Annotated in this window: 20 protein-coding genes; 14 read left to right on the top strand and 6 right to left on the bottom strand. The window is 59.6% G+C overall.

Going from position 1 to position 19,444, the window contains the following annotated elements; translation table 11 throughout:
• Positions 1–131 precede the first annotated feature (131 nt).
• From ACYZUC_RS19790 to ACYZUC_RS19800, 3 genes are all read left to right on the top strand, one after another.
• Positions 132–1,190 carry a PA0069 family radical SAM protein gene (locus ACYZUC_RS19790; RefSeq protein ID WP_008027708.1) on the top strand — a complete coding sequence of 353 codons (1,059 nt, stop codon included), beginning with the start codon at positions 132–134 and terminating at the stop codon, positions 1,188–1,190.
• A gap of 243 nt (positions 1,191–1,433) precedes the next feature.
• A complete protein-coding gene (locus ACYZUC_RS19795) occupies positions 1,434–2,165 on the top strand; it encodes a carbonic anhydrase (protein WP_461989823.1) in 732 nt (243 codons plus the stop codon).
• Positions 2,166–2,255: 90 nt separating this feature from the next.
• A complete protein-coding gene (locus ACYZUC_RS19800) occupies positions 2,256–3,782 on the top strand; it encodes a SulP family inorganic anion transporter (protein ID WP_461989825.1) in 1,527 nt (508 codons plus the stop codon).
• A 100-nt stretch (positions 3,783–3,882) separates the two neighbouring features.
• Here ACYZUC_RS19800 and ACYZUC_RS19805 read toward each other — a convergent pair whose 3' ends face one another.
• Positions 3,883–4,533 (bottom strand): hypothetical protein, encoded by a 651-nt coding sequence (locus tag ACYZUC_RS19805; protein ID WP_461989827.1) that lies wholly within the window; start codon positions 4,531–4,533, stop codon positions 3,883–3,885.
• Between the two features lie 371 nt (positions 4,534–4,904).
• Between ACYZUC_RS19805 and coxB the strand changes: the two genes are divergently transcribed.
• From coxB to ACYZUC_RS19830, 5 genes are all read left to right on the top strand, one after another.
• Positions 4,905–6,032 carry a cytochrome c oxidase subunit II gene (coxB, locus tag ACYZUC_RS19810; protein WP_461989829.1) on the top strand — a complete coding sequence of 376 codons (1,128 nt, stop codon included), beginning with the start codon at positions 4,905–4,907 and terminating at the stop codon, positions 6,030–6,032.
• An 82-nt stretch (positions 6,033–6,114) separates the two neighbouring features.
• Entirely contained in the window at positions 6,115–7,707 is a 1,593-nt protein-coding gene (gene ctaD, locus ACYZUC_RS19815) for a cytochrome c oxidase subunit I (protein ID WP_461989831.1), read from the top strand.
• Positions 7,704–7,841 (top strand): hypothetical protein, encoded by a 138-nt coding sequence (locus ACYZUC_RS19820; protein ID WP_461989832.1) that lies wholly within the window; start codon positions 7,704–7,706, stop codon positions 7,839–7,841. The genes ctaD and ACYZUC_RS19820 overlap by 4 nt, the downstream gene beginning before the upstream one ends.
• Positions 7,834–8,385: a cytochrome c oxidase assembly protein gene (locus tag ACYZUC_RS19825; RefSeq protein ID WP_461989834.1), complete on the top strand. Its 552-nt coding sequence runs from the start codon at positions 7,834–7,836 to the stop codon at positions 8,383–8,385. The genes ACYZUC_RS19820 and ACYZUC_RS19825 overlap by 8 nt, the downstream gene beginning before the upstream one ends.
• 25 nt (positions 8,386–8,410) lie before the next feature.
• The gene (locus tag ACYZUC_RS19830; RefSeq protein ID WP_461989836.1) at positions 8,411–9,298 is read left to right on the top strand and encodes a cytochrome c oxidase subunit 3; all 888 of its coding nucleotides are present in this window, start codon (positions 8,411–8,413) and stop codon (positions 9,296–9,298) included.
• Between the two features lie 4 nt (positions 9,299–9,302).
• On the opposite strand, the gene ACYZUC_RS19835 is transcribed toward ACYZUC_RS19830, so the two are convergent.
• A complete protein-coding gene (locus ACYZUC_RS19835) occupies positions 9,303–9,506 on the bottom strand; it encodes a twin transmembrane helix small protein (RefSeq protein WP_008027692.1) in 204 nt (67 codons plus the stop codon).
• 70 nt (positions 9,507–9,576) lie between these two features.
• Here ACYZUC_RS19835 and ACYZUC_RS19840 point away from each other — a divergent pair, with 70 nt between their 5' ends.
• From ACYZUC_RS19840 to ACYZUC_RS19860, 5 genes are read left to right on the top strand one after another with little or no spacing between them, the layout of a single operon-like run.
• Positions 9,577–10,317, top strand: coding sequence for an SURF1 family protein (locus ACYZUC_RS19840; RefSeq protein WP_461989838.1), 741 nt, complete (start codon positions 9,577–9,579; stop codon positions 10,315–10,317).
• Positions 10,283–10,876, top strand: coding sequence for a hypothetical protein (locus tag ACYZUC_RS19845; protein ID WP_461989840.1), 594 nt, complete (start codon positions 10,283–10,285; stop codon positions 10,874–10,876). The genes ACYZUC_RS19840 and ACYZUC_RS19845 overlap by 35 nt, the downstream gene beginning before the upstream one ends.
• Positions 10,877–10,886: 10 nt before the next feature.
• On the top strand, positions 10,887–11,960 hold the full coding sequence (locus ACYZUC_RS19850; protein WP_192417858.1) for a COX15/CtaA family protein: 1,074 nt from the start codon (positions 10,887–10,889) through the stop codon (positions 11,958–11,960).
• Entirely contained in the window at positions 11,948–12,847 is a 900-nt protein-coding gene (gene cyoE / locus ACYZUC_RS19855; protein WP_008027686.1) for a heme o synthase, read from the top strand. Before ACYZUC_RS19850 ends, cyoE begins: the two co-directional genes overlap by 13 nt.
• On the top strand, positions 12,844–13,479 hold the full coding sequence (locus tag ACYZUC_RS19860) for an SCO family protein (RefSeq protein ID WP_461989842.1): 636 nt from the start codon (positions 12,844–12,846) through the stop codon (positions 13,477–13,479). The genes cyoE and ACYZUC_RS19860 overlap by 4 nt, the downstream gene beginning before the upstream one ends.
• A gap of 150 nt (positions 13,480–13,629) precedes the next feature.
• On the opposite strand, the gene ACYZUC_RS19865 is transcribed toward ACYZUC_RS19860, so the two are convergent.
• From ACYZUC_RS19865 to ACYZUC_RS19875, 3 genes are all read right to left on the bottom strand, one after another.
• Positions 13,630–14,400 (bottom strand): MetQ/NlpA family ABC transporter substrate-binding protein, encoded by a 771-nt coding sequence (locus tag ACYZUC_RS19865; protein WP_461989844.1) that lies wholly within the window; start codon positions 14,398–14,400, stop codon positions 13,630–13,632.
• A gap of 74 nt (positions 14,401–14,474) precedes the next feature.
• The gene (locus ACYZUC_RS19870) at positions 14,475–15,149 is read right to left on the bottom strand and encodes a methionine ABC transporter permease (protein WP_461989846.1); all 675 of its coding nucleotides are present in this window, start codon (positions 15,147–15,149) and stop codon (positions 14,475–14,477) included.
• Complete coding sequence (locus ACYZUC_RS19875) at positions 15,149–16,156, bottom strand: methionine ABC transporter ATP-binding protein (protein ID WP_461989848.1); 1,008 nt, start codon at positions 16,154–16,156, stop codon at positions 15,149–15,151. Before ACYZUC_RS19875 ends, ACYZUC_RS19870 begins: the two co-directional genes overlap by 1 nt.
• Positions 16,157–16,420: 264 nt before the next feature.
• On the opposite strand from ACYZUC_RS19875, the gene katE reads away from it, so the two are divergent.
• Positions 16,421–18,559 carry a catalase HPII gene (gene katE / locus ACYZUC_RS19880; protein ID WP_461989850.1) on the top strand — a complete coding sequence of 713 codons (2,139 nt, stop codon included), beginning with the start codon at positions 16,421–16,423 and terminating at the stop codon, positions 18,557–18,559.
• A gap of 134 nt (positions 18,560–18,693) precedes the next feature.
• On the opposite strand, the gene ACYZUC_RS19885 is transcribed toward katE, so the two are convergent.
• A complete protein-coding gene (locus ACYZUC_RS19885) occupies positions 18,694–19,410 on the bottom strand; it encodes a PA5502 family lipoprotein (RefSeq protein WP_461989852.1) in 717 nt (238 codons plus the stop codon).
• Between the last annotated feature and the right edge of the window lie 34 nt (positions 19,411–19,444).

Here is a 19,444-nt window from a genome sequence, read left to right on the forward strand (position 1 = left end):
TTGCGCAAAGTTGTACTTATCAATCAATTACACAATAAATGATCATCCTGCTTTGCCAGAGCGCCAAACGGCACTGGCCGGTTCGCTCAACCTTCGATACTGTATGCACATACAGCTACGAGTATTGTCCGATGAGCACTCCCTTGCCACCCCGCGGTCGCGGCACCGCCACCAACCCGCACAACCGCTTCGCGCCAAACCGCTCGGTAGCGGAGGACGATGGCTGGTATCAGGAAGCGCCGATGACCCAGGGCACCGAGGTGCGCATCGAGACCGCTAAAACCATCATCACCCGCAACAACTCACCGGACCTGCCCTTCGATCGCTCGATCAATCCCTATCGCGGTTGCGAGCATGGCTGCATTTATTGCTACGCACGGCCCAGCCACGCCTATTGGGACATGTCGCCGGGGCTGGATTTCGAAACCCGATTGATCGCCAAGACCAACGCCGCCGATGTGCTGGAAGAACAGCTGTCCAAACGCGGCTATCAATGCGCGCCGATCAACCTGGGTTCCAACACTGATCCTTATCAGCCGATCGAACGCGAACACAAAATCACCCGCAAAACCCTGGAGGTGCTGCTGCGTTACCGTCACCCGGTGACCATCATCACCAAGGGCTCACTGATTCTTCGCGACCTGGACCTGCTGGCCGAACTTGCCGAGCAAAGACTGGTGGCAGTGATGATCAGCCTCACCACGCTGGACGATGAACTCAAACGCATCCTCGAACCGCGTGCCGCTGCGCCCAAGGCCCGATTGCGGGCGATCCGGGTGATGCGTGAAGCCGGGATTCCGGTGGGGGTGCTGTGTTCGCCGATGATTCCGATGATCAACGACAGCGAGCTCGAAAGCCTGTTGACCGAGGCACAGGCGGCCGGCGCACAAAGTGCGGCCTACATGATGCTGCGCCTGCCACTGGAAGTGGCGCCGCTGTTCGAAGAATGGCTGGCGGCCCACTATCCTCAGCGAGCGGCCCATGTGCTGAGCCTGATCCGCCAGAGCCGCGGTGGCGAGCTCTACGACAGTCGGTTTGGCAGCCGGATGCGGGGCGAAGGTCCATTTGCCGACCTGCTGGCGCAACGCTTTGCCAAAACCATCAAACGCCTTGGGCTCAATCAGCGGGAAGGTTTCAATCTGGATTGCGAAGCCTTCTGTCCGCCGGGTCGCCAGATGTCGCTGATTTAAGGACAATTGGCCTATGGTGAGTAATGGAAAACGTGCGATGCATTTAGGCTGGTCACGGTTTTTGTGATCTGGAACACACGTTCTAGAGCGGTTCATTCAGTTTGAGTTAAGATTCGGCCGCTACCTTGTTCATCGAGTGACTGACGGGTCGAGATTTCCGGCCTGGATGTTTTTTATACAGCCACTGGCTTCACACCGGACAAAACGGGAAAATTCCCTGACTCCGCCAATGAGGATGAATTCATGAGTGACAAGGATAAACAGCCGTTGGCTGCGTTGGCTTCAGCCCAATCCGAGGCAGAAACCGCCGATGCAGCGTTGAAGCATATCGTTGACGGCTTTTTGCATTTTCATCATGAGATCTTTCCGCAGCAGGAAGAGCTCTTCAAAAAACTCGCCACGGCTCAACAGCCAAGGGCGATGTTCATTACCTGCGCCGACTCGCGCATCGTGCCTGAACTGATCACCCACAGTTCGCCTGGCGATCTGTTCGTAACCCGCAACGTGGGCAACGTCGTACCGCCTTACGGTCAGATGAACGGTGGCGTTTCCACGGCCATCGAGTACGCGGTGCTGGCGCTGGGCGTGCAACACATCATCATCTGCGGCCACTCCGATTGTGGCGCAATGCGTGCGGTGCTCAATCCCGACAGCCTGGAAAAGATGCCCACAGTCAAAGCCTGGCTGCGGCATGCGGAAGTCGCGAAAACCATGGTGCACGACAACTGCAACTGCACCGACGAAAACGAGACCATGCACATCCTCACCGAAGAGAATGTCATCGCCCAATTGCAACACTTGCGTACGCATCCCTCGGTAGCCTCGCGCATGGCGAACGGTCATCTGTTCATCCATGGCTGGGTCTACGACATCGAGACCAGCGCAATCAAAGCTTATGACGCCGATCAGGGTCGTTTCCTGCCGCTCGATGGCAGCCATCCGATACCAGTGGCGACGCCCAAAGCGCGCTTCTAAATCTTCCTAAAAATCTGTGTGGTTTGACCCCGGCCGCTGTTTCAGCGGTCCGGCCTTGCCATGCCTGAAGAAAACTTCGGGAGAATCACCATGCGTGCAGCGCAACTCAAAGCTGTTCTGCCACGGGAGCTGCTCGCTTCAGTGGTCGTGTTTCTGGTCGCCCTGCCCTTGTGCATGGGCATCGCCATCGCCTCGGGCCTGCCACCCGCCAAAGGCCTGATCACCGGGATCGTCGGTGGTCTGGTGGTGGGCTGGCTTGCCGGTTCGCCACTGCAAGTCAGTGGCCCGGCGGCCGGGTTGGCCGTTCTGGTATTCGAACTGGTGCGCCAGCACGGCATCGCCATGCTTGGGCCGATCCTGCTACTGGCGGGCTTCCTGCAACTGGTGGCCGGGCGCTTGAAGCTGGGCTGCTGGTTTCGAGTGACGGCGCCGGCGGTGGTCTACGGCATGCTGGCCGGGATTGGCGTGTTGATCGTGTTGTCACAGGTGCATGTGATGCTCGACGCGGTGCCGAAACCTTCCGGGCTGGATAACCTGGCCGCCTTCCCCGCTGCCGTGGCTCAAGCCTTGCCTTCTTTTGGATGGCAGGCCGGCTTGCTCGGGCTCGCAACGATAGCGGTGATGTGGCTGTGGGAAAAACTCCGCCCACATTCCCTGCGCTTCATTCCGGGAGCACTACTGGGCGTAGGTCTGGCGACGATCGCCAGCCTGATGCTCGCCTTGCAGGTCAAACGCGTGGAAGTCCCGGCCAATCTGGCGGAAGCCATCGACTGGCTGAAACCCGAAGACTTGCTCAACCTGGCCGACCCGACCTTGCTGATCGCCGCTTTCGCCGTGGCCTTCATTGCCAGCGCCGAAACCCTGCTCTCGGCCGCAGCGGTAGACCGCATGCACAGCGGCCAGCGCTCGGACTTTGACCGGGAATTATCGGCTCAGGGTGTCGGCAACATGCTCTGCGGCGTGCTCGGTGCGCTGCCGATGACCGGCGTGATCGTGCGCAGTTCGGCCAACGTGCAGGCCGGCGCCACCACACGAATGTCGACGATATTCCATGGCCTGTGGCTGCTGGCGTTCGTGTTGCTGCTGTCGAGCGTGCTGCAAAGCATTCCCGTGGCGAGTCTGGCGGGTGTGTTGGTTTACACCGGTTTCAAATTGGTGGACCTGAAAGCCTTTCGCAGTCTGGGCCGATACGGCCGGATGCCAATGTTCACTTACGCGGCGACAGCGCTGGCGATCATCTTTACCGATTTGTTGACGGGCGTGCTGATCGGCTTCGGTCTGACGCTGGCGAAACTGGCGTGGAAGGCCTCACGGTTGAAAATCAGCCTGATCGATCTGCCCAAGGACGGTGAAATGGAGTTGCGACTGATCGGGGCGGCGACCTTTCTCAAGGTGCCGGCACTGACTCAGGTGTTGGGTACCATCCCCGCTGGCGCGACGGTGCATGTGCCGCTCAATAACCTGAGCTACATCGATCATTCGTGCCTGGAATTGCTTGAGGAATGGGGGCGGGCCAATGCGGCCAAGGGTTCGACGCTGTTGATTGAAGCGCGGGGGTTGAAGCGCAGGCTGGAAGGGCGGTTGCGAACCACCACCGGAGTAGGCTCCACCGCCTAACCATGTAGGAGCCGGCTTGCTGGCGATGGGAGCGCCGCGGTGTCATGTGACACCGCGTTATCGTTCATCGCCAGCAAGCCGGCTCCTACAGGAGGGGTGTTTAGGCGGCGGGCTGGTCCAGTTCGAGACCTACGCCCAGCCGGCGCGACATGCATGGCCAGCGTGTCCACGCAGCGCCGGTATCCGGGCTACGGAGTTTCTCGCGGTAGGCTTCCACCGACTCCAGCGCAAAGCTTTCATCGTCGAGCATGTTATCCACCGCGTGGTGCACCACTTCATCCAGTTGGTTGGCAAATTCCTCACCGATCAGTTGGTGAGCGATCAGGTTGGCGACAGTCATGTCCAAGGGGATCAGTGGCTGGCCAAAATGCTTGATGTACAGGTCGTTGACCTCTTCGACAAACCGATGCGCCAGATAGGCTTCGTCCAGCAGGCTGTCCAGTCCGACGTGCCCTGCCATGATTTCTGGTGGCTGGAGGAAGTACTGTTCGGCGATTTTCAACACCGGTTTGATCTGTGACTCGATACCCGCTTCCCTTGCGACTTCATTGGCTGCATCCAGCAGATCAGGAACTTCATCGATATAGGCAGCGACAAAACGCGTCAGCACGCCATTGGCATCCGCCTCCGGCAGTTGGATCGATGGGTGTAGATGAGGCAGTTTGCTTTCCAGCTGACGTGTCAGCAGGCCGGTCTCGGCTTCATGTTGTTGGGCTTTTTGGATCTGCTCGCGCAATGCGGCGGTGTTCATGAAAACTCCAGGAAACAAAGGCAATGAAATAGGGAAGACATAACTTAGCTGGCATCCAAAATCTGCTAAGACGCATTTGTCATAAATATTTCATCCTTGATACGTCAAAGTTATATCGATGTGCCACCACTCCTCTGCATCCTTCTCCATTCGTGACCTAGAACGCAAGTCCCAGCTGTTTCAGATGATTTACGCCCTCACATTGCGAGGTAGCAGTCGCTGTCTATACTCGGGTTGGAATGGAGTTAGCTGATGACGTCCGACTGCACACGCAGCAAGACCCGGCGATTCAAGTTCGTAGTCTGAAAATGCCGCTCCCTTGCCGCAGGTGAAAGCCGGCGGGATAACAAGAACGATAAGGGGAACCCGCAATGATGCGACATCCACACGTCTGGATGGGCCTCCTGTTGTGGTCGATTTTCAGTCAGGCGCAAGCGGCTTGGACTGTGAATATGGCGCCGGGAGCGACTGAAATCAGTCACGCAGTATTTGACCTGCACATGACCATTTTCTGGATCTGTGTAGTGATCGGCATCATCGTCTTCGGCGCCATGTTCTGGTCGATGATCCTCCACCGCCGCTCGACCGGGCAGGTGGCCGCCAAGTTTCATGAAAGCACTACCGTCGAAATCCTCTGGACCATCGTGCCCTTCATCATTTTGGTGGCCATGGCGGTACCGGCGACGGCGACCCTGATCAAGATGTACGACGCCAGTGAGCCGGATATCGATATCCAGGTCACCGGCTATCAGTGGAAGTGGCACTACAAATACCTGGGCCAGGACGTCGAGTTCTTCAGCAACCTGGCCACCCCCGCCGACCAGATTCACAACAAGGAAGCCAAGGGCGAGCACTACTTGCTCGAGGTCGACAAGCCGCTGGTGCTGCCGATCGGCGCCAAGGTGCGCTTCCTGGTGACCTCTGCCGACGTCATCCACTCCTGGTGGGTGCCGGCCTTCGCGGTCAAGCGCGATGCGATCCCGGGGTTCGTCAACGAAGCCTGGACCCGCGTCGACAAGCCCGGCCTCTACCGTGGCCAGTGCGCCGAGTTGTGCGGCAAGGACCACGGCTTCATGCCGATCGTGGTCGAGGTCAAGGAAAAGGCCGATTACGAAAAATGGCTGGGCGAGCGCAAGGCAGAAGCTGCGCAACTCAAAGAACTGACCAGCAAGGAATGGACCCTCGACGAGCTCAAGGAGCGCGGCGACAAGGTCTATCACACCACTTGCGTGGCCTGTCACCAGGCCGAAGGCCAGGGCCTGCCGCCGATGTTCCCGGCGCTCAAGGGCTCGAAAATCGCCACTGGACCGATCAAGGATCACTTGAGCATTGTCTTCCACGGCAAGCCTGGCACCGCCATGGCGGCGTTCGGCAAGCAGCTGTCGGAAGTCGATATCGCAGCGGTCGTGACCTACGAACGTAACGCCTGGGGCAACAACAAGGGCGACATGGTCACGCCAAAAGAAGTGCTGGAGCTGAAACAGGCGGAAAGCAAATGACCCGGTCTATTGCGTACACCAGCAACCGGTCGGGGCATTGCGCCCCGGCCCGCCCAGCCTCTCTGTTTGCAGGAGACATGAAATGACGGCTGTCATCGATGACCCTGTCCATACCCATACCGAGCACGCCCATGGCCCTGCCAAAGGCCTGATGCGCTGGGTGCTGACCACCAACCACAAGGATATCGGCACGCTGTACCTGTGGTTCGCTTTCTCCATGTTCCTCTTGGGCGGCTCGTTCGCGATGGTGATTCGCGCCGAACTGTTCCAGCCAGGATTGCAGATCGTCCAGCCGGAATTCTTCAACCAGATGACCACCATGCACGGTCTGGTGATGGTCTTCGGTGCGGTGATGCCCGCCTTCGTCGGTCTCGCCAACTGGATGGTCCCGCTGATGATCGGCGCGCCGGACATGGCCCTGCCGCGAATGAACAACTTCAGCTTCTGGCTGTTGCCGGCGGCGTTCATTTTGCTGGTGTCGACCCTGTTCACCCCCGGCGGCGGGCCGAACTTCGGCTGGACGTTCTACGCGCCGCTATCCACGACCTATGCGCCGGAAAGCGTGACGTTCTTCATCTTTGCCATCCACTTGATGGGGATCAGTTCGATCATGGGCGCGATCAACGTGATCGCCACCATCCTCAACCTGCGCGCCCCCGGCATGACGCTGATGAAAATGCCGCTGTTCGTCTGGACCTGGCTGATCACCGCGTTCCTGCTGATCGCAGTCATGCCGGTGCTGGCCGGATGCGTGACGATGATGCTGATGGACATCCACTTCGGCACCAGCTTCTTCAGTGCTGCCGGTGGCGGTGATCCGGTGTTGTTCCAGCATGTGTTCTGGTTCTTCGGTCACCCGGAGGTGTACATCATGATCCTGCCGGCCTTCGGTGCCGTCAGCTCGATCATCCCGGCGTTCTCGCGCAAGCCGCTGTTTGGCTACACCTCGATGGTCTATGCCACCGCATCTATTGCCTTCCTGTCCTTTATCGTCTGGGCGCACCACATGTTCGTGGTGGGCATTCCGCTGGTGGGCGAGTTGTTCTTCATGTACGCCACGCTGCTGATCGCGGTGCCTACCGGGGTGAAGGTGTTCAACTGGGCCAGCACCATGTGGCAAGGCTCGCTGACCTTCGAGACACCGATGCTGTTTGCGGTGGCGTTCGTGATCCTGTTTTCCATCGGCGGCTTCTCCGGGTTGATGCTGGCCATCGCCCCGGCGGACTTCCAGTACCAAGACACCTACTTCGTGGTCGCGCATTTCCACTACGTGCTGGTGCCGGGGGCGATCTTCGGGATCTTCGCGTCGGCCTACTACTGGATGCCGAAATGGACCGGCCACATGTACGACGAAACCCTCGGCAAGCTGCACTTCTGGCTGTCGTTCATCGGCATGAACATGGCGTTCTTCCCGATGCACTTCGTGGGGCTGGCGGGGATGCCGCGACGGATTCCGGACTACAACCTGCAATTCGCCGACTTCAACATGGTGTCGTCGATCGGTGCGTTCATGTTCGGCGCCACGCAGATCTTCTTCCTGTTCATCGTGATCAAGACCATCCGTGGCGGCCCGCCGGCACCGGCCAAACCGTGGGATGGCGCGGAAGGCCTGGAGTGGAGCATCCCGTCACCGGCGCCGTACCACACGTTCACCACGCCGCCGGAAGTGAAATGAAACGCCTCGGTCCTGTAGGAGCCGGCTTGCTGGCGATGAACGATTACGCGGTGTGCCTGACGTACCGCGGTGTTTGCATCGCCAGCAAGCCGGCTCCTACAGGGTTCGGTGTTGAGGGTTTGAATCATGGCTGATTCTATTTCGATGAAGAAGCTCGTCACCCGCCTGGTGCTGGTGGTGGTGGCGATGTTTGTCTTCGGCTTTGCCCTGGTGCCGATCTACGACGTGATGTGCAAGGCGTTCGGCATCAACGGCAAGACCGCCGGGCAATACGAAGGCGAACAAACCGTCGATACCTCGCGGCAGGTCCGCGTGCAGTTTCTGTCGACCAACTCTGCTGACATGTCCTGGGATTTCTACCCCAAGAGCGACGAGCTGACGGCCCATCCCGGCGCGGTCAACGAGATGATCTTCATCGCCCACAACCCGACCGACCGGCCGATGAGCGCGCAAGCGGTGCCGAGCATCGCGCCGAGCAACGCGGCGGCGTATTTCCACAAGACCGAATGTTTCTGCTTTACCCAGCAAGTGCTGCAGCCCGGTCAACGGATCGAGATGCCGGTACGTTTCATCGTTGACCGCGACATGCCCAAGGAAGTGAAGCACCTGACGCTGTCCTACACGCTGTTCGATATCACCGCCCGACATCCACCGGTGGCTGTAAATACTGGCGGCTGAGCGTGCCCGATAAGGAGAACAATAAATGGCAACTCATGAGCACTATTACGTACCGGCCCAAAGCAAATGGCCGATCATCGCCACGGTCGGGATGTTCACCACCGTGTACGGCCTGGCCACCTGGTTCAACGATCTGAAAGCGGCGCGGCCGGAATCCCACGGCCCGCTGATCTTTTTCGTCGGTGGTCTGCTGCTGGCGTACATGCTGTTCGGCTGGTTCGGCACGGTGATCAAGGAAAGTCGCGGCGGTTTGTACAGCCCGCAGATGGATCGCTCGTTCCGCTGGGGCATGAGCTGGTTCATTTTCTCGGAGGTGATGTTCTTCATCGCCTTCTTCGGTGCGCTGTTTTACGTGCGCCACGTGTCCGGACCGGCACTTGGTGGTGAAGGCGCCAAAGGCATTGCGCATATGCTATGGCCTAACTTCGAGTGGACCTGGCCGCTGCTGAACAACCCGGATTCCAAACTCTTTGTGCCCCCCAAGGAAGTCATCAGCCCCTGGGGCCTGCCGTTGCTCAATACCGTGTTGCTGGTGAGTTCCAGCGTCACGATCACCATCGCTCACCACGCCTTGAAAAAGGGCCATCGCGGCGTATTGAAAATCTGGCTGGCGATCACCGTGTTGCTGGGCTGCGCGTTCCTCGGCTTCCAGGCCGAAGAGTACATCCACGCCTACCACGAACTGGGCCTGACCCTGGGTTCGGGCATCTATGGCGCGACGTTCTTCATGCTCACCGGGTTCCACGGCGCCCACGTGACCATCGGCACCATCATTTTGTTTGTGATGCTGATGCGGATCCTGCGCGGTCACTTCGATAACGAGCACCAATTCGGATTCGAGGCAGCGAGCTGGTATTGGCACTTCGTGGACGTGGTGTGGATCGGACTGTTCATTTTCGTCTACGTGCTCTGAGGCTTTACCAAGGCGCAGTAGAGACCAACTGGCCGCTGAAAAACCCCCAGGCGATCAAGCCGACGGTAACAGCGGCCAGGGCAACACGGACACTCAAGGCAATGACGAGGCGGTTCGAGCTGCTGTCGTCCTTGACCAGAAAAAACAGGCCGCTGAACAGGCTGACAACCGTGGCAATCAGCATCAGGACGATGGCTGCTTTGAGCATGGTGGGACTCCGGGGGACAGGCGATGCACTTGAGTATAGCTATCGCGACCAATGACTTTCTGGCGACGCCATGAAGCGCTTTCGGCCGGGCATCGTGCCGACGCTGGTGGTCGCCCTCCTGCTGCCGCTGCTGGTGTCGCTCGGCTTCTGGCAACTGGGCCGTGGCGCAGAGAAAAGCGCCCTGCTGCACACCTATGCCGAACGCCGTGCCGCCGAACCGATGGCCAGCACCCAACTGCCACACACCGAGGATCCGGCCTTTCGCCGGGTTCGCCTGCACGGCCAATTCGACGCCGCGCACAGTCTGCTGCTGGATAACCGTCAGCGCGACGGCAAGGTTGGCGTCGAGCTGCTGCAACCGTTTCAGGATCAGGCGACCGGGCTCTGGCTGCTGGTCAATCGCGGCTGGCTGCCATGGCCGGACCGACGCACACCGCCGCAATTCACCACACCCGCCCAGGCATTGAGTCTCGATGCCTGGGTCTATGTCTCCCCCGGCGCGACGTTTCAATTACACGCTGACCCGGACAGCACAACCTGGCCGCAGCTGATCACAGCGGTGGAGCCGACGAAGCTCTGGTCAGCTCTGGACCGTGAAGGGTTTGCCTACGAATTACGCGCAGAAAACAGCCTTGCGACCTACCGGGCCGACTGGCCGATCGTTGCCACAGGGCCGGAAAAACACATCGCTTATGCCGTGCAGTGGTTCGCCATGTCGATCGCCCTGCTCGGCCTTTTTATCTACCTCGGCTGGCACAACGCAAAGGAGAAACACCATGGGAGCGGCCATGAATCCACCCAGCATGTCTGAAGCGAAAACGCCGGCGAACCGGCGCAAGGGTCGCTTGCAGCTGTTACTGATCCTGCTCGTGGTGATCGGCCCGATGATCCTCGCCACCGGCATGTACAAACTGAATTTCTGGGTGCCGGAAGGTCGCAGCTATCACGGCGAGCTGATCGGCAACGGCCAGACCCGCGCCGACCTTGGTGTGCAAGCGCAGGAAGAGCGCTGGCAACTACTGGTCACGGCACCGAAGGCGTGTTCGGTGGACTGTCAGCAACTGGTGTATCTGGCACGGCAAATCCAGATCGGCCTCGGTCGCGATGCGTCCCGCGCCAGTCATGCCGTCGCCACCGCGCAGCCGCTGGACAGCGATTACGAGACTAAACTTCAACGCGAGTACCCGCAGTTGCAGCGTTATCCACTGGACCTGCCGACCTACACCAAAGGCGCTCAGAGCAATGACACGCCGCACCTGTGGATCATCGACCCCCACGGCAATCTGGTGCTGCGCTACGACCCGACGGTGAAGGGTAAGGACTTGCTCAACGACCTGCGCCATCTGCTGAAACTGTCGAACATCGGATAAGGGCATCGTCATGGCCAAACCTGGATTTCGCCTCGCGCTGTTTGCCACCTTGCTGGCACTGATTGTGGTGCTGCTCGGCGCCTACACCCGCCTGACCCACGCCGGTCTCGGTTGCCCGGACTGGCCGGGGTGCTATGGCTTTATCAGCGTGCCGAAAAGCGAAGCCCAACTGGCCCATGCCGAACTGCACTTTCCCGATGCGCCCGTCGAAGCGCACAAGGGCTGGAACGAGATGGTCCACCGTTACTTCGCCGGCACGCTGGGGCTGTTGATCTCGGTGCTGGCCGGTCGCGCGTGGGTGCATCGTCGTCATCCGGGGCAACCGGTGAAGCTGCCGTTGTTTCTGTTGGCGGTGGTGATTGCCCAAGCGGCGTTCGGCATGTGGACGGTGACGCTCAAGCTTTGGCCGCAAGTGGTGACGGGGCATTTACTCGGGGGCTTCGCGACGTTGAGCCTGTTGTTTCTGCTGACCCTGCGCCTGTCCGGCGTGCTGCCTGCGCTGACCGTGCCCCGGCGCTTGCAGTACTGGGCGACGGCCGGGTTGTTGCTGGTGATCCTGCAAATCGCCCTCGGTGGCTGGGTCAGCTCCAACTACGCGGCGGTGGCCTGCATCGACTTCCCGACCTGCCACGGGCAATGGCTGCCACCGGCGGACTTCGCCAACGGCTTTCACCTGACCCAACATATCGGCCCCAATTATCTGGGCGGGCAGCTCGACAGCGATGCTCGCACGGCGATTCACCTGACTCACCGTATCGGCGCGCTGTTGGTGACAGTGGTGCTGCTCGGCCTCGCATGGCAACTGAAAGTCGTCGGCATGACGCGCCTGGCCGGGCTGGTGCTGATTGCCCTCGCCGCACAAATCACCCTCGGCATCAGCAACGTGCTGTTCCACCTGCCGCTGCCGGTGGCCGTCGCGCATAACGCCGGCGGCGCAGCGCTGCTGCTGACGATGGTGCTGGTCAATTATCACGCGCGAACCAGTCTGGTTCGGGTCAAGCAACCGACACGCTGGCGGTTCAGCCCGCGTAAACATTCAGCCGGGCCCATAACAATAAAAGGAGAGATGCCATGGCGACTCTGATCGGCGCACGTCACAACCAGGCGATCTGGCGTGACTACCTGGAGCTGACCAAGCCGAAAGTGGTGGTGCTGATGCTCATCACCTCGCTGGTCGGCATGTTCCTCGCGACCCGCGCCGGGGTGCCATGGACCGTGCTGGTGTTCGGCAATCTGGGGATCGCCTTGTGTGCCGGAGGTGCGGCGGCGGTGAATCATGTAGTGGACCGACGCATCGACGCGGTGATGGCCCGAACCCACAAACGCCCCTTGGCCGAAGGCCGGGTCTCACCGACGGCGGCGCTGACGTTCGCATTGGTGTTGGCGGTGCTGGGCCAGGCGTTGCTGCTGGCCTTCACCAACCCGCTGACCGCTTGGCTGACCCTCGCCTCCTTGCTCGGTTACGCCGTGGTCTACACCGGTTTCCTCAAACGCGCGACGCCGCAGAACATTGTCATCGGCGGACTCGCCGGTGCTGCCCCGCCGCTGCTCGGCTGGACCGCCGCCACCGGCCACATCAGCGCCGAACCGTTGTTGCTGGTGCTGATCATCTTCGCCTGGACCCCGCCACACTTCTGGGCGCTGGCGATTCACCGCAAAGAGGAATACGCCAAGGCCGACATTCCGATGCTGCCGGTAACCCACGGCGAGCACTACACCAAGATTCACATCCTGCTCTATACCTTCGCGCTGCTGGCCGTGAGCCTGATGCCGTACGTGATCCACATGAGCGGCATGCTTTACCTGATTTGTGCGCTGGGACTGGGCGCAAGGTTTCTGCAATGGGCCGTGGTGCTGTACCGTGGCACTCGACCGCACGCAGCGATCAACACGTTCAAGTACTCTATTTACTACTTGTTCCTGCTGTTTATCGCGCTGCTCGTAGACCACTACCTACTGTTGAACCTATGACTCGAACCCAGAAAACCGTCTTCATCCTTGTTGCCCTGATCGCACTGGTTCTGGGCCTGACCATCAATAAAGTACTGTCCGGCAAAGGCCAGGGCGACCCGACCGCGTTGATCGACGCCGGGATCATCCTGTTGCCGCAAAGCCGTAATCTGCCGGACGTGACGATGACCGATCAGGACGGCAAACCGGTGGCGGTCAACGCACTGAAAGACAAGTGGAGCCTGCTGTTCTTCGGCTACACCTTCTGCCCGGACATCTGCCCCACCACCCTCGCGCAACTGCGCCAGATCAAGAGCGAACTGCCGCCGGAGGCTGTGGATAAATTGCAGATCGTGCTGGTCAGCGTCGACCCGAACCGCGACACCCCAAAGCAGCTCAAGCAATACCTGGGCTACTTTGATCCGCAGTTTCAAGGCCTGACGGCGACGTCGGTGGAAGACATTCAGAAACTGGCCAACGCGGTGAGCATTCCGTTCATTCCGGCGGACACCAGCAAACCGAATTACACGGTTGATCACAGCGGCAACCTGGCGGTGATCGGGCCGGACGGGACACAGCGCGGGTTTATCCGGGCGCCGTTGAACAACGCGAAGCTGGTGGCGCAATTGCCCGTAATGCTTAAACGTAAATAAACACCACGCCCCTGTAGGAGCCAGGCTTGCCGGCGAAGGCGATCTCTCGGACGCCTTCGCCGGCAAGCCTGGCTCCTACAGGGGGCGCGTACTTCGGGCAAAAAAAATGGGGCGCATTCAATGCGCCCCATTTTTCGTTACAGCGTCAGATCAGAACGCCGGCACCACAGCGCCTTTGTACTTCTCGAGAATGAAGGCTTTCACTTCCGGGCTGTGCAGCGCGGCAACCAGTTTCTTCATGTCTTCGCTGTCCTTGTCGTCCGGGCGGGCAACGAGGATGTTCACGTACGGCGAGTCGCTGCCTTCGATGACCAGTGCATCCTTGGCCGGATCAAGCTTGGCTTCCAGCGCGTAGTTGGTGTTGATCAGCGCCAGGTCGACCTGGGTCAGCACGCGCGGGATGGTTGCGGCTTCCAGTTCGCGGAATTTCAGGTCCTTGGCGTTCTCGGTGATATCTTTGAAGGTCGACAGGATGTTGTTCGAATCCTTCAACTTGATCAGGCCAGCCTTGGCCAGCAGCAGCAAGGCGCGGCCGCCGTTGGTGGCGTCGTTCGGGATCACCACGGTGGCGCCGCCCGGCAGTTCGGTCAGTGCCTTGTACTTGCTGGAATAAGCACCCAGCGGTTCCAGGTGCACACCGGCTACGGAAACCAGATTAGTGCCCTTGGCCTTGTTGAACTCATCGAGGTACGGCTGGTGCTGGAAGAAGTTGGCGTCCAGACGTTTCTCGGCCACTTGCACGTTCGGCTGAATGTAGTCGGTGAAGACTTTGACCTTCAGGTCCACGCCTTCTTTGGCCAGTGCCGGTTTCACGAATTCGAGGATTTCTGCGTGCGGGACCGGGGTGGCCGCAACGGTCAGGGTGTCGGCGTGGGCAGAAAAGGCTGCAACGGCAGCGAACGCGACGAGTAGTTTTTTCATTCAGCTAACTCCTTGTGAATATCCGCTTGCGGCGCCTGTTTGCGGCGCCCGCCAGCGAATGGCCTGCTCATAAATTATTTGCGCGAGAAGTGTACGACCAACTTGTCGCCAACCGTTTGCAGCACTTGAACCAACACCAGCAACAACACCACCGTGACGACCATCACGTCAGTCTGGAAACGCTGGTATCCGAAACGGATCGCCAGGTCACCCAGACCACCGGCGCCCACCACACCGGCCATCGCCGTGTAGGACACCAGTGTAATAGCTGTCACCGTAATCGCCGCGAAGATGCCCGGGCGGGCTTCCGGCAGCAAGGCATTGGTGATGATCTGACGTGTCGTCGCGCCCATGGCCTGGGTCGCTTCGATGATGCCGCGATCCACTTCACGCAAGGCGGTTTCCACCAGACGCGCGAAGAACGGCGTGGCACCGACCACCAGCGGCGGAATCGCACCGGCGACACCCAGCGAAGTGCCGGTAATCAACACGGTGAACGGGATCATCACAATCAGCAAAATGATGAAGGGCAATGAACGCAGGATGTTCACCACCAGCGACAACATCGCGTAAACGCCTTTGGCTTCCAGCAACTGACGCGGGCTGCAGAGAAACAACAGCACGCCCAGCGGCAGGCCGAGCAAAACGGTGAACAGCAGCGAACCGCCGAGCATCATCAAGGTGTCGCCGGTGGCCAGCCAGATTTCGAACCAATCGATGTTGGCGAAAAACGTTGTCAGAGCTTCCATTAACGAAGCACCTCCATATGAACGTCAGCCGCGGTGAAGCGGGCAAACGCCGCCTCCATGTCGCCGCCGGTGACCGCCAGGGTCAGTTGCCCATAGGGGATGTCTTTGATGCGGTCGATACGACCGGCCAGGATGCTGTAGTCCACGCCAGTTTCCCGAGCGACGGTTCCCAGCAATGGCGCGTAGGTCGCTTCGCCCTGGAAGGTCAGACGAACGATGCGGCCCGGCACGTGAGCGAAATCGTCACGCTGCTCGCTTTCGTCGATCTGCTCGTCTTCTTGCACGAAGCGTTTGGTGGTCGGGTGTTTCGGATGCAGGAACACTTCAGCGACCGAACCTTGCTCGACGATCACGCCAGCGTCCATCACGGCCACCTGGTCGCACACGCGACGGATCACATCCATCTCGTGGGTGATCAGGACAATGGTCAGTTTCAGTTCGCGGTTGATCTCGGCCAGCAATTGCAGGACCGACGCCGTGGTCTGCGGGTCCAGTGCACTGGTGGCTTCATCGCACAGCAGGATTTTCGGCTTGGTCGCCAGTGCGCGGGCAATGCCGACACGCTGCTTCTGGCCGCCCGACAACTGCGCCGGGTACTTTTTGGCGTGGTCGGACAAACCTACCCGCGCCAGCAACTCGGCGACACGCTGATCGATCTCGCCACGCGACAGTTCGCCCGCCAGGGTCAACGGCAGCGCGACGTTGTCGGCCACGGTCTTGGAGGCCAGCAGGTTGAAGTGCTGGAAAATCATCCCGACCTGTTGACGGAAGCGTCGCAAGCCAGTGGCGTCAAGCGCAGTGACTTCTTCGCCGTCGACGATGATCTTGCCGCCACTGGAGTTCTCCAGGCGATTGATCAGACGCAGCAGGGTACTTTTTCCCGCACCGGAATGACCGATCAGGCCGAAAACCTGACCGTTCTCAATCGACAGACTGGTCGGGTGCAGGGCGGGAATATCCTTACCGGCGACGCGGTAGGTTTTGTGGACGTTTTGAAACTCGATCACGTAGCGAACCTTGTGGGGCGCGTTGAAAAAGGATCAGCGGTTAGCCGGGCGCGCATTTTAGCCTGTCCGTATAGAGGTTATTAGCATTTATTCCGCATTCAACCTTTCATTTGGCAATAACGCGATCAAAGGTCATAAAAAAGGAACGGCTAAAAAGCTCATCAGTCACTAATAAGGCAACTCGAAAACGCCCCCGGTGCCGTGCCTGGGGTCTGAATTAGCGTCCTGGCTACGGCGGGAATCGCAACGAGGAGTCTACGACTGATGAGTACTAAAAAGCCTGCCGCCCCTAAAAGTGCACTGGCCGGGACCGACACCCTGGACCGCGGCAACACCAATACCAAGCTCGACAGCCTGGAAAAATTTCGCTCCGACGCCACCGAACAGGCCTTGCGCACCAACCAGGGCGTGAAGGTATCGGACAACCAGAACACGTTGAAGGTCGGCGCTCGCGGACCGTCGCTGCTGGAAGACTTCATCATGCGTGAAAAGATCACGCACTTTGACCATGAACGCATTCCCGAGCGCATCGTCCATGCCCGCGGCACCGGCGCTCATGGTTACTTTCAGAGCTATGAAAACCATTCCGTGTTGACCAAGGCTGGTTTCTTACAGGACCCCGGTAAGAAAACGCCGGTGTTCGTGCGTTTTTCCACCGTTCAGGGTCCACGCGGGTCAGGCGACACCGTGCGCGACGTACGAGGTTTCGCCGTGAAGTTCTTCACCGACGAAGGCAACTTCGATCTGGTGGGCAACAACATGCCGGTATTTTTCATACAGGATGCGATCAAGTTTCCTGACTTCGTGCACGCGGTAAAACCCGAACCTCACAACGAGATGCCTACCGGCGGCTCGGCGCACGATACCTTCTGGGATTTTGTCTCGCTGGTGCCGGAGTCCGCGCACATGGTGATCTGGGCGATGTCCGACCGGGCGATCCCGAAAAGCCTGCGCAGCATGCAGGGCTTTGGTGTGCACACGTTTCGGCTGATCAACGCCGAGGGCAAATCGCGCTTCGTCAAATTCCATTGGCGCCCGACCGCGGGCACGTGTTCGCTGGTGTGGGACGAAGCACAGAAGCTCGCCGGCAAAGACACCGACTACCACCGGCGCGATCTCTGGGACTCCATCGAGACGGGCGACTACCCGGAATGGGAGCTGGGCGTGCAGGTCATTGAAGAGGAAAACGAGCACAGTTTCGACTTCGACATCCTCGACCCGACCAAGCTGATCCCGGAAGAACTGGTACCAATCACACCGCTTGGCAAAATGACGCTGAACCGCAACCCGGACAATTTCTTCGCCGAAACCGAACAAGTCGCCTTCTGCCCGGGGCATATCGTGCCAGGGATCGATTTTTCCAACGATCCGCTGCTGCAAGGTCGGCTGTTTTCCTACACCGATACGCAAATCAGCCGACTCGGCGGGCCGAATTTTCACGAGATCCCGATCAACCGTCCGGTGGCGCCGTTTCACAACGGCCAGCGGGACGCGTTGCACCGCACCACCATCGACAAGGGGCGTGCGTCCTACGAGCCGAACTCCATCGATGGCGGCTGGCCGAAAGAGACGCCACCCGCCGCTCAGGAAGGCGGCTTCGAGAGTTATCCGGAGCGCATCGACGCCAACAAGATCCGCCAGCGCAGTGAGTCGTTCAGCGACCACTTCTCGCAGGCGCGGCTGTTTTTCCACAGCATGAGCAAGCACGAGCAGGAACACATCATCTCGGCCTACAGCTTTGAGTTGGGCAAGGTTGAGCGAGCGCACATCCGCGCACGCGAGGTGAATGAGATCCTCGCCAACATCGATCTGGAACTGGCCAAGCGTGTAGCCCAGAACCTTGGTTTGCCGGCACCGAAGGCCGGGACAGTCGCGGTGCGCAAAGTCTCACTGGATCGCTCGCCAGCGTTGAGCCAGGCGAACTTGCTACCGGCGAACATCAAAACCCGCAAAGTGGCGATTCTGGCGGCCAATGGGGTTGATGGCGCAGCCATCGATGCCATGAAGAAAGCGCTGAAGGCAGAAGGCGCACACGCCAAATTGCTCGGCCCGACATCCGCGCCGGTGACCACCGCTGACGGCAAGACATTGCCCGTGGATGCTTCGATGGAAGGGCTACCTTCGATAGCGTTCGACGCGGTGTTCGTGCCTGGTGGTGCGGCGTCAATCAAGGCGTTGAGCGGTGATGGTGTGGCGCTGCATTACGTGCTGGAGGCTTACAAGCATTTGAAGGCAATAGCCCTGCAAGGCGAGGCGAAACAGTTGCTGGATGTGTTGAAGCTTGAGGTTGATGCGGGGCTGATCGTGGGGACGGATGCCAAGTTGATCAAAGCGTTTTTCGCCGCGATCGGGCAGCATCGGGTTTGGGATCGGGAGCCGAAGGCCAAGGCGATTCCGGCTTAGGGTTTTGTATCGTTAGCAGGGACGCTTTCGCGGGCAAGCCTCGCTCCTACAGGTCAACGTCGTTCACGCACTTTGTGTACGACTCAAATCTGTAGGAGCGAGCGGTGCGGCGATCCGACTTGCCCGCGAAGCTTTTAAGGTTTACGCGGACTCAAGACCATCTGCGCCGGAACATTGCGCAGGATCTGCTTCTCCAGATTCAGGTCAAACCCCGAATCCAGCTTCTTTACCCGCTTGGTCAATAACGTCGCCAACCAGGGATAGTCCTGCGTGCGCGGCGCCTGAATGCTCACGTCACATTGGTAATTCACCACATCGGCCGCGATCGCATCCAGTTGCCGGCGAAGTTTGCTCATATCGGCGAGGTTCAACGCGACGGTGGTGCTTTCAGCGGTCGGATCAATCACTTTTGCCTGAGGTTTTGCCTTGGCAGCCAACAGCGCCGCTTCGGCTTTGTCGAGCTCTGCCTTGCGTGCGTTGACGATGGCGTTGTTGACCCCACCGGTCAACGCCGGCGCCTTGGGCATCAACGCCCGCGCACGGCTCAGTGCGGTCGCCGCAGCATTCACATCGCCTTTTTGCAGCACGATCTGGCTGCGTTGCAGATAGGCTTCGGCAAGTTGCCGTTGGTATTGCACAAGGGACGGGTCGTTTGGCGACTCAGCCTGCAAGGCAGCCAATTGATCTTCGGCAGTGGCCAGTTCGCTGCTGGCGAGGCTTTGCTCGAGCTGTGCGATGGCCGTAGCCCGCGCATCAGTGGCCTCGGTGGCCGCCGGTGGCGTGCTTTGGCATGCACCCAGTAGCAGCGAAAATGCGACAAGGAGCAGATAACGGGAGGCGAACGGCTTCATTCCTGCGACTCTCTATTTGCGCAAAAAACGAGCA

It is taken from the genome of Pseudomonas sp. GT1P32, from assembly GCF_054897805.1.